The following is a 14732-nucleotide window of genomic DNA, read 5'->3' on the forward strand; positions in this document are numbered from 1 at the left end:
CTCCCGCTTTTTCTGGGGTGTCTAGCTCACCTTCACCGTCATCCCAATGGAGGCCCAATCCTCCGGCCCCACCGAATGGCCCGTCGAGTCCGGCCCCAGCAACGCCGGCTCCACGCACACGAAACGGCGCCAATCGCCGGGCTGGAGATCCCCGATGTTCTCATCGGCGGCCTCGCCCGGATTCCACACCACCACATGATCGGTGCCCTGGGAGGTGATGGTGAGGGTGCGGGAGCGGTCGCTAATAGTGAAGGGGGAGTACTCCTCGGCGGCGACGCGCTCGTCGGTGGGGGTGGCGTCGAAAAGCCAGGTGCGGCCTGCGCCCTCCACGCGCGTATCGGTCACATCCTCGACCAAAAAATAGGGGTGAAACGCCAGCTGAATGGGGCGGCGATACTCGGTGAGGTTGTGCGCGCGCAGCATCAACGCGAAACCCTGCTGCGTATGCTGCGCCGAGAAGCGCAGATCCCAGCCGTCGTGGCTGCAGCGCGCGTCGATACCGCCGGTAGTGTCCTGCACCTCCCACGGGATGCGCCGCGCCCAACCATGCTGCAGCTCATCGTGGCCCAGATCCTGAGCGAACCACGGCGCAATCACCGGCACCCCGCCACGAATCGAACTATTCTCGCTAAAATCCGCCAGCGTGGACATAAACAGCAGCTCACCGCTACTATGCCGCGCGGACTCAAGATGGCCGCGCCCCGCCGGCATGGACAGACTCGTCTGATGACTCATAACACCTCAGTCTAGCCCGCCCACAGGCCCCCGCACGCTTATCGACGCCACCCTCACGCACATCCACCCGCGCTGCCGACAGCTACGATGACGGGCATGAGAATCGCGATCGTGGGAGCAGGAGCAATCGGCGGCGGCTACGGAGTCCGCCTCTATCGGGCAGGCGAAGACGTAACCTTCCTCGCCCGCGGCGCCAGCCTCGACGTGCTACGCAGCACCGGGCTGACCTTCCACACCCCCGAAGGCACCACCGTCACCCAGGTGCCCACCGTGGCCAGCTTCGACGAGATCGACCACGCCGATCAGCTCGACCTGATCATCGTGGCCACCAAGGCCCTGCGCGCTGGCGACTGGGAGGAAGCCTTCACCGGACTGCCCGCCGGGGTGCCGGTGCTCACCACCCACAACTCGGTGGAGGCGCCCTACCGTGCCGCCGAGATCATCGGCGCTGAGCGGATCATCCCCGCCGTGGTGCGCACCTTCATCCACTACGAGGCGCCCGGGGAGATCACTCAGCATCCCGGCACCCTCAGCCTCACCTTCGGCGCCTGGGAAGGCGGTGGCGCCGCCGGGCCGCACGCCCACACCATCCGCCAACTCGAGCAGGCCTTGCAGCGCGCCGGGATCACCGCGATCGTTCATTCAGATATCTGGGTAGACATCTGGGAAAAGTCCATGTTCGTGGCCAGCTGCGGGGTGCTGGGCGCGATCTTTAACGCCCCCATCGGTGAGCTGCGCAGCACCTACCGGCGCGACCTGCAGGCCGTGGTGGAGGACTTCGCGCGCGTCGGCCGCGCCCATGGCGTCCACCTCGGCGAGGACGTGGTGGAGCGCACCATGAGCTTTGTCGACGCCAGCCCCGCGGCCGCGACCACCTCGATGCAACGCGACTACGCCGCAGGCAAAGCCAATGAACTCGACGCCCAAATCGGGGCAGTAGTGCGCCTAGCCGCCGAGACTAAAGTGCCGGCACCGGCCGCCACCTTCGCCTATGATGTGGCGCGGCATCTGCATCGCGCGCGCTAGGCGCACAGGTAGACTTGCCTACCGTGGCTCTCTATCGCAAGTACCGTCCCGCGTCCTTCGCAGAAGTTGTCGGCCAGGAGCACGTCACCCAACCCTTGTCGGTGGCGCTGGACTCCGGCCGCATCAACCATGCCTACTTGTTCTCGGGGCCGCGGGGCTGCGGTAAAACCTCCTCGGCGCGCATCATGGCGCGCTCCCTCAACTGCGTCAATGGCCCCACCTCCACCCCGTGTGGGGTGTGCCCCTCGTGCGTGTCCCTAGCCCCAGGCGGGCCCGGCAACCTCGACGTCACCGAGCTCGACGCCGCCAGCCACCGCGGCGTGGATGATATGCGTGAACTGCGCGATCGCGCCTACTACGCACCAGCGGAATCCCGCTACCGGGTGTTCATCATCGACGAGGCCCACATGATCACCACAGAGGGCTCGAACGCGCTGCTGAAGATCGTGGAAGAACCCCCAGAGCACCTCATCTTCATCTTCGCCACCACCGAGCCGGAGAAGGTGATCAACACCATCCGCTCGCGCACCCACCACTATCCTTTCCGTCTACTCACTCCCATGGCGATGCGCGGGCTCCTCGAGCGCACCGTAGAGGCCGAGCAGGCGCAGGTCGACGATGCCGTGTACCCACTGGTGATCCGTTCCGGTGGTGGCTCCCCGCGTGATTCGCTGTCCATCCTGGACCAGCTACTCGCCGGCGCCGGCCCGGATGGGCTCAGTTATGAGCAGGCTGTGGCGCTGCTCGGGGTGACCAATGATTCGCTTCTCGACGCCGCCGTCGAGGCACTCGCAAGCGAAGATTATGCGGCGATGTTCGCCACGGTGGACGACGTGATTGAAGGCGGCTTTGAGCCCCGTCAGTTTGCCCTCGACCTGCTCAATCGCCTGCGGGACCTCATGGTGGTGCGCACCGTGCACGACGCCATGAACCACGGGCTGGTGGATGTGCCCTCTGGCAGAGAAGCGGTCCTAAGCGAACAGGCGGCGCGCTTCAGCCCCGATCAGCTTGCCCGCATGGCCGCGCTTACCAACGATGGCCTCAGCGATATGCGCGGAGCTACCTCCGCTCGGCTGCTGCTCGAGGTGATGTGTGCCAAGCTCATGCTGCCCACCGCTGCCGCCGGCAGCATCAGCGGCGCCGAGAGTGTGGCTGCCGCAGCCCCAGCGAGCCCTGCTGCGCCTGCGCGGGGCGGCAGCTCGGACAGTGAGGAGAAAAAGCCAGCGCGCCGCTTTGAGCGCAAGTCCGTGCGCGAGCAGCGAGAGCGCGAACAGCGCGAACGGGAGGAGCGCGAGCGGCAGCAACGGCAGCAGGAGCGCGAGCGGCAGCAACGGCAGCAGGAGCGCGAGCGGCAGGCTGAGTCCCCGCGGACCGAATCCCCACAGGAGGTGGCCCAATCCGAGGCCCCGCAGGCCCAGCCTGCCGCGGAGTCTGCGGCGGAGCCGGAGCGGGAGGAGGCCGGGGAGGAGGCGTCGACAAGCGTTGTAGAACACCAGCAGAGCATCGTCGAGCAGTGGCCGGAGATTCGCCGCGCGATCTTTGAGGCCAATGCCCGCACTGGCGTGATGATTGCCGAGGCGCGGGTGCTGGAGGAAACCCCCGAGGCGCTCACCCTCGGCCACCACACTGGGGCGCTCGCGACACGGCTGTCCGCGCCGGAGCATGCCGAGGTGATCGCCCAGGCAATCACCCAGGTCACCGGCGCGCAGGTGACGGTCAGCTGCGTGATCGGCACCCGCGTGCCCGCGCGCACAGCAGCGAGCGAAAACACTGCGGACGCCGACACCGAGGAAGAAGAACCCGCCCGCCCCGAGCCGCGCGCCCCCGGCGGCTGGGTAGCCCCGCAGCTACCGCCCGAGCCCGGCACCACCGCCCCGGTACGCGAACCCGAACCAGAGAAGAAGCCCGAGCCGCCGCGGCGACGCTGGCAGGAACGCGCAGCGCGCGGTAACCCCTATGCCCGGCCTGGTCAGCAGCCCCCACCGCCCGAGCCGGAGGAGCCCAGCGACTACAGCGGCCGCGATCCCTATGCGGGGATGGCGGATTCCGTGCCGCTGCCACCCGAACCCGAGCCGGACGACGCCGCCCCCGAGCACGAGGCACCCCCGAGCATGCCGACGCCCACCCCGGGCCCGCCGGTGGAGGAAAGCGAGGAGGATGTGGAGGAGTCCTTCGCCCGCGAAGCCGCCGAGGGCGAAGGCAGCGCCGATCGGCGTGACCAGCGCACTGTGGCCATCGAGCTGCTGCAGGAGCAGCTGGGAGCGAAGCTGGTATAAAACGTCTAGACTCGTTGGGGCGAATCCGATACCCCGAAGAAAGGCAACAACCATGACTCAGCCCGATATGCAGCAGATTCTCGCCCAGGCCCAGCAGATGCAGGAGCAGCTGCAGCAGGCGCAGCAGGAGATTATGGCCACCGAGGTTGTCGGCGAGGCTGGCAATGGTTTGGTGAAGGCCACCATGAACGGTGCCGGCCACATCACCGCCGTCGCCATTGACCCGAAGGTCGTGGACCCGGAGGATGTAGAGACCCTGCAGGACCTCGTCGTGGGGGCACTGGAAGACGCCCACAAGCGCATCTCCGATGTGGCCGAGGAAAAGATGGGCCCGCTGCAAAACGCCGGCTTCGGCGGTGACTTGGACGGCATGCTCGGCTAGCATCCGCCTCCGCCGCTGTCTGGCACACGCACTCGCCCCGCCGCCGTGCGGGGTGTTTGTCTGTTCCCAGACCGCCGCCAGCACATCCCTGAATCATTAGCTGCAGGCCCCATCCGGCGCCTGTACCGGCACACGAAGGACACTCACCCCGCATGTTCGAAGGCCCGCTCCAAGATCTCATCGACGAGCTTTCTCGGCTCCCAGGAGTGGGGCCGAAATCCGCGCAGCGGATCGCCTTTCACCTGCTCAACACCGACCCCGAGGATGTAGAACGCCTACAAAACGCCCTCGGTGCGGTGCGTGGGGGAGTGACCTTCTGCCGCATCTGCTGCAATGTTTCCCGCGATGAGGTGTGCCGCATCTGCGCCGACTCGCAGCGCGACCCGAGCGTGATCTGCGTGGTGGAAGAACCCAAAGACATCCAAGTGATCGAGCGCACCGGGGAATACGAGGGCCGCTACCACGTGCTCGGCGGGGCGCTCGACCCGCTCAACAATGTGGGCCCGAAAGACCTCACCGTGTCGCAGCTGCTGCAGCGCATCGGAGGGGTACTCGAGGATCGTGAGGGCGAACCCGCCCCCGATATCAACGAGGTGATCCTCGCCACCGACCCCAACACAGAAGGAGAGGCCACAGCCTCGTATCTGGCGCGGCTGCTGCGCGACTTCCCCGACCTCGTCATATCGCGGCTGGCCTCCGGAATGCCGCTGGGCGGCGACCTTGAGTTTGTCGATGAGCTCACGCTCTCCCGCGCGCTCACCGGCCGCCACCGGCTCTAGCCGCGCCCCGCTTCTACACACCAGCACGCCCGCGGGTGAAGACACATCACCTCGCGGGCGTGACAACGCTGTGGTGGCCGTGGAGCCCTTGCGGTGCTGCGCTAGCCTTCGAGGCGCTCCTCGCGCAGCTGCGAGACCTCATCGAGCACCAAGGGCTCGAGATCAGTGAACTCCACGCCCATCGCCCGAGCAAGCAGGAGATCCGCGATGTGCGGATTGCGGGCCAAAAACGGCCCATGCATATAGGTGGCAATCACGGTGCCCTGGATGGCACCGTCACAGCCGGCCCCGTGGCCGGAATCAGTGTTGCCGATACCGCGGGAAATCGAGCACAGCGGCTGAGCATCCGGGCCGAGCACCGTGGAGCCCATGTGGTTTTCAAAGCCACTCAGGCTCAGGCTCGAGGTGCCGCTAATGCGCAGAGCATCCGAGATCTGCTCGGTGAGGACCGCGGAGGGGGTGGCCTCCACCTCGCCGATGGCCCGCTTCTGCAGTTGCGAGGTGGTGGCGTCGATAAGCCCCAAGCCCTCGTGGACCCCGCCGGAGGCGTGGAAGGACTCGCCCAGCACCTGGAAACCAGCGCAGATGCTCAAAATCGGCGTTTTCTTCTCCGCGGCGCGGGTGAGACCACCTTGGGAGCGTAGGTGCTCCGCCGCCAGAATCTGAGCGGCATCCTCGCCGCCGCCGATGCAATAAAGGTCGCAAGAATCCGGGATGGCGTCCTGCAAGGTGATGCGGGTGACCTCGGCGTCGATGCCACGGAGGCGGGCGCGCTGGCGCAGCACGAGGGCATTGCCATCATCGCCATAGGTGCCCAACACATCCGGTAGCAGCAGTCCGATAGTGAGAGTCATTTACTCGTTTCCTTCCTTGGCTGCCTGCGCGGAACGTTCTAGGGCCTTCTTCAGATCGCGGAATGCTGTGTAATTGGCCAGCACCTCCACCCGACCGGTTGGACAGGCGCGGATGGCTTCCACGGGGTCGTGAATGAGATCGTGGTTGATCGAGGCGTACTTGAGCCTGACCGCAAGGTCAGTGCCGCGCTCGCCGGCGGCGTGCACCTTCAAGCCCTCGAAGTTCTCGAAGACCACATCCCACAGCCACGAAAGATCCTCACCGTCGGCCACTTGGCCGTTCACCGCGATCACGTGGCCATCGGCATCGCGATCGAGCATGGACAGCGCCTCCTGCCAGCCGGCAGGGTTCTTGGCCAGCAGCATGTGTACCTCGCGGCCTTCGAACTCGATGGTGGAGTAGCGTCCCGCCACATTATCCACCTCTTCCACCGCGTTGCGGGCGCCATCGAGGCTGATATCGAAGCAGCTCACTGCAGCCGCGATCGCCTGGGCCGCATTGCCTCGGTTGGCGTTGCCCGGCAGCTTCAGATCCAAGGGCGTATCGCCCATCGGGGTGCGCAGCGCCTCGGAATCTACTACCCAGGTGGGCTCGGGGCGGCGGAACTCGCGGCCATCCGCCAGCGGCTTGGTGGCGTACCAATCATCGCCATTGTGCACCACGTGCGAGCCGGTGCGCGGGCAGGACACAGAATCGCCGATCCAGCCGGCGCCGGCGGAAACCCACACCACGTTCTCGGCGTCGAAAGCCGCAGAGGTGACCAGCACATCATCGCAGTTAGCGATCACAGTCATCTCAGGGTGGGCCTCGATGCAGGCGCGCAGGGCCCGCTCGAGCTTGTTGATCTCGCCCACCCGGTCCAGCTGGTCGCGGGTGAGGTTGAGCAGAATCAGGGCCGTGGGGTGTAGCCGATCCGCCACCTTCGGCACATGCAGCTCATCGCACTCCAACACCACGTGGCTGGCATCCTTGCCGGCCATGAGTGCGGAAATGATGCCGGCATCCATGTTGTCGCCACCATCATTGGTCGCCACGGTGTAGCGGCTACGCAGCGCGTTGGCGGTCATGCGAGTGGTGGTGGACTTGCCGTTGGTGCCGGTGATCAACACAGTGGGGCGGTCCTTGCCCACGGTGGACATGATGGTGGGGTCGATCGCATTGGCCACCAGGCCGCCGATCATGCCGCCGGCGCCGCGGCCGGTCGCACGCGAGGCCGCAGTGGCTGCTGAGGCTGCCGTCGTGGCCACAGTGGCACGCAGACGGCGAAGGGGCCGAGGAAGGTTGATGCTCATGGTTAAGAAATTGTAGCCTCAACCGCCGCCACGAGGGGTAGCGCCTCCGCGCGGCCGTGGCTAGCTGTTGTGTGGGTGCTCGGCGGCGGCCGCCGTGGCGCGGGCGAGTTCGACAAACGCGGTATCGGCCATGAGGGGAATGTTTTTGCGCTGCGCGTGCATCGCCTTGCCCTTGAGGTCACGGGTGTGGTTGCAAATGACCAGCGAGGACCCGCGGCCCAGCTTCTCGCTGTAGCTTAGCCCCGCATCCAGGGCGGCCTGAATGATCTCGGTATCCGGCAGCTCGATCTGAGGGGTGAGCACCACCTCCATGCCAGGTTCGAGGGCCCCGCCTGGCTGGTAGGCGCCGGGATTATCCGCAGTGGGGGCGGTGTGGGCGGCATCCACGCGCAAGACGGTGCGCTGCAGGCCGCAGCGATCCGCCTTCAACTCCTCGGTCTGGTAGCTCACCGGATCGCTCAGAGCAGCGTAAAGATCCCACGTCAGCTGGGTGGATTCGAAGGAAAACTCGGCCTCAGGGATCTGTGCGCGCTCCGGCGTTGCGTGGGGGGAGGCGTCGGAAAGCCCCCACTGGCGGGTCACGCCGCGCAGCCGCTCATCCTCGATCGTGGCGCCAGTGCGGCGCACGGTGGTGAGAACATCGATGATCGCCACCGGCTTGGGCACATGGCCAAAGTTGGAGCGGTTGCGCTTGCCGCCGCGTCGGCGCCGCTGCTTCGGGGCCTGGGCGCGCCGGTTATGCGCGATCGCCCGCTTCGACTCCGAAACAATGAACCCCCACGTCAACGCCATATCGAAGGTGATCAGAGTGCGGCCGTCGATCATACGGCAGATACTCTTGGCCACCGCGGCAAACGTCGGCGCGGCAGCCACCTCCTCTTTGCTCAGCCCGTGCAGATGCGGCGGGCCGGGATCGGCCTTGGGATTAAGCACGTGATGCACGTGCTCGTCGAGCTCGCCCGTGGGCGTGAACGTAGCCAGATCGATGGCCACCATCCGCGCCGAGCTGGGGTGAATGCCGGAAGTGTGCACCGTGGCAACCACATAGGGGGCCCGCTCGAGCTCGGCTTGTCGACGCGCCCTGCGCTCCTCGCGGGAAAGATGATGGTTACCGGTACTCATAGGCTCCTATGCTAAACCACAACCACCGCCTCCCCGCGGAACAGGGCTCGGCCACGCCGGATTAGAAGTAGCCCATGATCTGGTTGATACAGATCGCCACGAAAGCCACAGAGATGATGCCCATCATGGTGTTGGCGAACCAGCCGTTACGCCACCACTTCGGGGTGGCATCAGTATTGAGCAGAATGAGCAGGGTGAAGCCCAGGAAAGGCATGAAGAACGCGCCCAGCACGCCATAGAGCAGGACCAACGCCACCGGGCGCCCAAGGAACAGCAGCAGCATCGGCGGGAAGGTCAGCCACAGGGTGTAGAGCTTGTAGTACTTACCACCCGTCGTGGTGGAGGGGTGGTTTTCCGGCAGCTTACGCAGATGGCCGATGTAGTCGGCGAACATCAGCGACACACCATTCCACACGCCCAGCACCGAGGAGAAGCTCGCCGCCCAGAAACCGATGAGGAAGATCTTGCCGATGGTGGGGTTATAGCGATCCGACAACACATCCGACAACCCCAGCAGCGCCTTATCGCCGCTTTCCACCGCGACATTCGCGGAGTAAAGCAGGTCAGCGCCGAGGATCAGCATGGCCACCACGAAGATACCGGTGACCACATATGCCACCGTGTTATCGATACGCATCACCTTCATCCAGCCAGGAGTGCGCCAGCCCTTCTCACGGCACCAATAGCCATAAGCCGCCAACGTGATGGTGCCGCCCACACCACCAGCGAGGGATAGCACATACAGCCCAGAGCCCTCCGGAATGCGAGGCACAAGGCCGCCCAAGATTTCGGGCAGGTGCTGCAAGGACAGTGTGGCGATGCCAACGACGGTGAGAAACATCAAACCCACCAGCACGGCGATGATCTTTTCGAAAAACTCGTAGCGGCCCACCCAGGTGAGGATGAAGCCAAGAATGCCGGTACCGATGGCCCACCATTTTAAGTCCGTGCCTGGAAAGAGCGCGGCCAAAGGAAGCGCCGTGGAACTCATGGCCGCCGCGCCATAGACAAAGCCCCACACCACGATGTAGGGGGCGAAATACCAGCTGGTCCAGCGGCCAATTCGGCGCCAGCCGGTGTAAATCGTGTGCCCAGTAGAAAGGGAATAGCGCCCCACCCCCTCGACGAGCACAATCTTCATGATCGCGCCCACCACGGCCGCCCAAAGCAGGGTGTAGCCGAACTTCTGTCCGGCGATCATGGTAGCCACAAGATCGCCGGCGCCCACGCCGGTGGCAGCGGCTACCAGGCCGGGACCAATCACGCGCCACTTCGCGCTGGGATCAGGGCCATCCGTGGGTGGCGTAGCGGTGGTCTGTGCCGTGTCAGAGCTAGACATGTGAGCCTCCTTCGTCAAATCCCCCAAGTGTTTTGTGAATCACAATCCTATCAAGCAATAGAAAAAAAGGGGGTGAGTGCCAAGCGCTAGTGCTACCCCTCTACGAGCGGTCATAGAGCGGCTAAGGTTTTGGGCAAGGGGGCAAGGCCTCGACAATGGACTCCGCCTAGGTGGCCGCCGTTCCGCAGAGCTGGAGCGCTTCCTTCCACGAGGCCACCACGGCCAAATAAGGCCGGACCAAAAGAATGCGCGATAGGCGTGGGTGGTGCTCGTAGAGCATGGCGCAGCACCCGCTATCGGCATCTCGCAAAGAGACGCTCTGCTTTACACATGCCTCCGCTGCCTCCGCAGAGGTGAGATAAGGAACAAGGCTAGAGGTGGAGGGGATGCGGCACTTCGTGGGAGGCACTGAGGCTACATACCACACGGCTCACGCATCCCGCAGGCCACTAAGCCGCTAGCTCAGTGCTCGATTGATGGCCGAGGTTACGGCCTTCAGCGAGGCGTAAGTGATGGAGCCGGCCACGCCGACACCCCACACCTGCTGGCCATTGACATCGGCGTAGACGAAGGCGGCGGCCTCGGCGTCATCGCCGGCAGTACGGGCGTGCTGGGAGTAGTCCAGTACTTCCACGTCGATGCCGAGCTGCTCCAGGGCGTTGGCGTAGGCAGACACGGGGCCATTGCCGTGACCGGAGACGGTCTTTTCCTCGCCGTTGATCTCCAGCTTCGCGGTCACCTGCGACAACTCCCCATCGGCTTGGGCGTTATCCACTCGCAGTGAGATCTGCTCCACGGGGCTGACCCGGTCCAGGTACTCGCGGGAGAAGATGTCCCACATGGACTTCGAGTTCACCTCGCCGCCCTCGGAATCGGTCACGGCCTGCACCACGGAGGAGAACTCCACCTGCATCGGCCGGGGCATGTTGATACCGTGGTCGGTCTTCATGATGTAGGCGACGCCACCCTTGCCGGACTGCGAGTTCACACGGATCACAGCCTCATAGTTGCGGCCCACATCCTTCGGGTCGATCGGCAGGTAGGGCACCTCCCACGTGATGTCGCGCAGCTCCTCCCATGCCACATCGGTATGGGTCGCGCCGGGCTGGTGCTTGGCGGCCATCGCATCGAGGCCCTTGTTCACGGCATCCTGGTGTGAACCAGAGAAGGCGGTGAACACCAGGTCGCCGCCGTAGGGGTGACGCTCCGGTACGCGCAGCTGGTTGCAGTATTCCACGGTGCGGCGGATGTGGGCGATATCGGAGAAGTCGATCTGCGGGTCCACGCCTTGGGTCAGCAGGTTCAGCCCCAGGGTGACCAGGCAGACGTTGCCGGTGCGTTCACCGTTGCCGAACAGGCAGCCCTCGATGCGGTCGGCGCCGGCCATATAGCCCAGTTCTGCCGTGGCCACGCCGGTGCCGCGGTCGTTGTGGGGGTGCAGCGACAGGATGATGGAGTCGCGGCGACGTAAATTGCGGTCCATCCACTCAATGGAGTCGGCGTAGACGTTCGGGGTGATCATCTCCACCGTGGAGGGCAGGTTGATGATCATGGGGTTTTCAGGGGTGGGCTGCATGACGTCGGTGACGGCGTCGATGACGTCCTTGGCATAGGCCACCTCAGTGCCGGTGTAGGACTCGGGGGAGTATTCCCAGCGCCAGTTGGTGTCCGGATAGTCCTTGGCGATGGTTTGGATCAGCTCCGCGGCGTCAGTGGCCAGCTTCTTGATCTGCTCCTTATCCTTCCGGAACACCACGTCGCGCTGCAGGATCGAGGTGGAGTTGTAGAAGTGCACGATCACGTTCTTCGCGCCCTCGCAGGCCTCAAAGGTGCGGCGGATCAGGTGTTCGCGGGCCTGAACCAGCACCTGGATGGTCACATCATCGGGGATCTTGTTCTCTTCGATGATCTCGCGCACGAAGTTGAAATCAGTCTGCGAGGCCGAGGGGAAGCCCACCTCGATCTCCTTGTAGCCCATGCGTACCAACAGGTCGAACATGCGGCGCTTGCGCTCCGGGCTCATGGGGTCGATCAGGGCCTGGTTGCCGTCGCGCAGATCCACGGCGCACCACTGCGGGGCCACGGTCATCTTCTTGTCTGGCCAGGTGCGATCCGGCAGGGAGAAGTCTTCGACTTCCACGTGGTAGGGCTGGTAGCGGTTGCTCGGCATGGTCGAGTTGCGCTGCTTATTCCACGCGGGCTGGCCTTCGGGGCGCGGGCCGTTCGGGGTGGTGATTTCGGTGGGGGCGGAGATGAACGTGTCGTTCATAGTCATAACTATAAGGGTGCTTTCTCGCTGTAAGTGGGTGAAGATGTTGGCCGCGCCGGAAACTCCGCGACGGGGCGGCCAACGTTCAACTTAAGCGCTAACACCCGCCGCGGCGACTAAGGAGGAGGAAACCCCGACTACCGCGAATCATGTGAGATACATTACCGCACCGGCGTCCAAATTCGGGCGTCAGCGTTCCATCTCCTGGGAAATTCCAGCTCGGCTTTCCCCTAATTGGGGGCCTATGTGCGCTTATCGACGCTTCCTCGCCGCCATCAATCAATACCCAGCCGCGAGAGCTGGAAGGTGGAGCCGATCATCGCCAGCAGCGCCACGGCCATCCATGCCCACTGCCAGCCGCTGGCCTGGAAGGATTCGCCCAGTACCGCGTATCCCAGAATGAAAGCCACAATCGGCTCGGAGACTTTCATAGCCGGCAAGGAATTCTTCAAGGCGCCGGCATTGAAAGAAACCTGCTGCACGAGGGTGCCGATGACGGCGCAGGCAAGGAGGGCATAGAGTTCCCACGAGGTGGCGATGCCGCGGACTCCGCCGCCGTGGACGAAGATGTCGGCGATGGCCTTGGAAAGCACGGCCACATAGCCGAAGACGGCGCCGGTCACGATACCGAGGAGCAGGGCTTTCTCACGGCGAATCTGGCGTTGCGCCCAGCGGTCGAGTGCCACCAACGCGACAACCCCGATGCTGATGGCCAGCACCCAGCGGTGCAGGGAGGGGTCAGGATTGCCTGAGGCAGGGCGGCCGAGGATCACCAGCACCGAGACGGAGACAGTCAAAATTCCCGCCCAGAACATTTCACCGACCGTGAGACGGTGCTTGTCGTAGTATGCCGATAGCGGCAGGGTAAACATCAACGACAACACCAAAATGGGCTGCACCACGAGCAGGGTGCCGAAGCCGAGTGCCACCACCTGCAGACCATAGGCGCCTAGTGCAGATAATGACCCTGCCCACCACAGGGGGCGTCGCATTGCCGTGGCGATGGAGTGACCCTCCGGCGCTTCTGCGGCGATGTTGTGCCGCACGACCGTGCCCCACGCGATCGTCAGTGCGGACGCGGTGGCAAAAATAATGGCAAGCAGGGTATTAGGCACGCCACTTAGAGTATCTCTCGGGGTGGGGCAGGGGCGTGGTGGCACGCGGGTTGTGCACCACTTGCGTGGCGCGCTCCTCACCGTGGGGGTGAATGTGAACTCGATAGTGTCCCAGTGTGGGTGCCATGTACGATGAGTGCGGAAAAACCGATACTTCGGCAGAAATTGCCTCGCTGACCCACAGCAGCATGGTGCGGGGCCCTACGCCAAGGAAAGGACGGCACCTGTGGCACTTGTTGTGCAGAAATATGGTGGATCATCTCTGGAGAGCGCGGAGCGCATCCGCAGCGTCGCTGAACGTATTGTGGCCACCAAGAAGCAGGGCCACGATGTGGTGGTGGTGTGCTCCGCTATGGGCGATACCACCGACGAGTTCCTCGATTTAGCGGCGCAGGTCAACCCCGTTCCGCCGGCCCGAGAAATGGATATGCTGCTCACCGCCGGCGAGCGTATCTCCAACGCCTTGGTGGCCATGGCTATCGAAAGCTTCGGAGCGAAGGCCCAGTCCTTCACCGGCTCCCAGGCGGGTGTGCTCACCACGGAGCGCCACGGCAATGCCCGGATTCTCGAGGTCACTCCGGGGCGAGTGCAGGAGGCGCTCGCCGAGGGCAAAATCTGTCTGGTCGCTGGCTTCCAGGGTGTGAATAAGGAAACGCGCGATGTCACCACCTTGGGTCGTGGCGGCTCCGATACCACCGCGGTGGCGCTGGCAGCAGCGCTGGAGGCGGATGTGTGCGAGATCTACTCAGACGTGGATGGGGTGTATACCGCCGACCCGCGCATCGTGCCCAATGCCCGCAAACTAGACAAGATCTCTTTCGAGGAGATGCTCGAGCTGGCAGCCGTGGGATCGAAGATCTTGGTGCTGCGCAGCGTCGAGTACGCCCGCGCGTTCAACGTGCCGCTGCGCGTGCGTTCGTCCTACAGTAATGACATTGGCACCCTCGTCGACGGATCAATGGAGGATATTCCCGTGGAAGAAGCAGTACTCACTGGCGTGGCAACCGATAGCTCGGAAGCAAAGATCACCGTGTTGGGGATCTCGGACTTGCCGGGCGAGTCCGCCCGCATCTTCCGCGTGATCGCGGATGCAGAGATTAACATCGACATGGTTCTGCAGAACGTCTCCTCCCTCGAGGATGGCAAGACCGACATCACCTTCACCTGCCCGCGCGCCGATGGACCGCGCGCCATGGAGCTGCTGAAGAAAATGCAGGTCGATGCCGGTTATGAGAATGTGCTCTACGACGACCAGGTGGGCAAGGTCTCCTTGGTGGGTGCCGGAATGAAGTCCCACCCCGGTGTCACCGCAGACTTCTGCGAAGCTCTGCGTGATGTGGGAGTCAATATCGAGCTCATCTCCACCTCCGAGATCCGTATCTCTGTGCTGGTTCGCGAGGCTGACCTGCCCGAGGCCGTGCGCGCTCTGCACGAGCGTTTCGAGCTCGGTGGCGAGGAAGAAGCTGTCGTCTACGCAGGCACCGGCCGCTAGAGGATGTAGCTGCGTCTTTAACCCGTCCCACCGCCCGAGGCATGTACTGC

General features: G+C 64.3%; 12 protein-coding genes. 5 read left to right on the forward strand and 7 right to left on the reverse strand.

The annotated features are described in order from the left end of the window. Positions 1-21 precede the first annotated feature (21 nt). Complete coding sequence (locus CCICO_RS00680) at positions 22-735, reverse strand: aldose epimerase family protein (protein ID WP_040357150.1); 714 nt, start codon at positions 733-735, stop codon at positions 22-24. 96 nt (positions 736-831) lie between these two features. Here CCICO_RS00680 and CCICO_RS00685 point away from each other — a divergent pair, with 96 nt between their 5' ends. From CCICO_RS00685 to recR, 4 genes are all read left to right on the forward strand, one after another. Then, positions 832-1761 carry a 2-dehydropantoate 2-reductase gene (locus CCICO_RS00685; protein WP_018018523.1) on the forward strand — a complete coding sequence of 310 codons (930 nt, stop codon included), beginning with the start codon at positions 832-834 and terminating at the stop codon, positions 1759-1761. Between the two features lie 23 nt (positions 1762-1784). Then, positions 1785-4037, forward strand: coding sequence for a DNA polymerase III subunit gamma and tau (locus tag CCICO_RS00690; protein ID WP_018018524.1), 2253 nt, complete (start codon positions 1785-1787; stop codon positions 4035-4037). Between the two features lie 52 nt (positions 4038-4089). After that, positions 4090-4419, forward strand: coding sequence for a YbaB/EbfC family nucleoid-associated protein (locus CCICO_RS00695; protein ID WP_018018525.1), 330 nt, complete (start codon positions 4090-4092; stop codon positions 4417-4419). Positions 4420-4571: 152 nt separating this feature from the next. Continuing rightward, the gene (recR, locus tag CCICO_RS00700) at positions 4572-5198 is read left to right on the forward strand and encodes a recombination mediator RecR (protein WP_018018526.1); all 627 of its coding nucleotides are present in this window, start codon (positions 4572-4574) and stop codon (positions 5196-5198) included. A gap of 101 nt (positions 5199-5299) precedes the next feature. Here the strand turns inward: recR and CCICO_RS00705 are convergent, their stop codons facing one another. The 6 genes from CCICO_RS00705 to CCICO_RS00730 form a co-directional block, all read right to left on the reverse strand. Next, a complete protein-coding gene (locus CCICO_RS00705; protein WP_018018527.1) occupies positions 5300-6052 on the reverse strand; it encodes a type 1 glutamine amidotransferase in 753 nt (250 codons plus the stop codon). Then, complete coding sequence (locus CCICO_RS00710) at positions 6053-7345, reverse strand: MurT ligase domain-containing protein (protein ID WP_018018528.1); 1293 nt, start codon at positions 7343-7345, stop codon at positions 6053-6055. Between the two features lie 60 nt (positions 7346-7405). Beyond that, positions 7406-8467 carry a hypothetical protein gene (locus CCICO_RS00715; RefSeq protein WP_018018529.1) on the reverse strand — a complete coding sequence of 354 codons (1062 nt, stop codon included), beginning with the start codon at positions 8465-8467 and terminating at the stop codon, positions 7406-7408. 61 nt (positions 8468-8528) lie between these two features. Further along, positions 8529-9806 (reverse strand): Nramp family divalent metal transporter, encoded by a 1278-nt coding sequence (locus CCICO_RS00720; protein ID WP_018018530.1) that lies wholly within the window; start codon positions 9804-9806, stop codon positions 8529-8531. Between the two features lie 457 nt (positions 9807-10263). Continuing rightward, entirely contained in the window at positions 10264-12081 is a 1818-nt protein-coding gene (gene leuA, locus CCICO_RS00725) for a 2-isopropylmalate synthase (protein ID WP_018018531.1), read from the reverse strand. A gap of 269 nt (positions 12082-12350) precedes the next feature. Continuing rightward, complete coding sequence (locus tag CCICO_RS00730) at positions 12351-13190, reverse strand: DMT family transporter (protein ID WP_018018532.1); 840 nt, start codon at positions 13188-13190, stop codon at positions 12351-12353. 226 nt (positions 13191-13416) lie between these two features. On the opposite strand from CCICO_RS00730, the gene CCICO_RS00735 reads away from it, so the two are divergent. After that, positions 13417-14682 carry an aspartate kinase gene (locus tag CCICO_RS00735; protein ID WP_018018533.1) on the forward strand — a complete coding sequence of 422 codons (1266 nt, stop codon included), beginning with the start codon at positions 13417-13419 and terminating at the stop codon, positions 14680-14682. Positions 14683-14732: the final 50 nt, after the last annotated feature.

The organism is Corynebacterium ciconiae DSM 44920, assembly GCF_030440575.1.
Taxonomy (GTDB): domain Bacteria; phylum Actinomycetota; class Actinomycetes; order Mycobacteriales; family Mycobacteriaceae; genus Corynebacterium; species Corynebacterium ciconiae.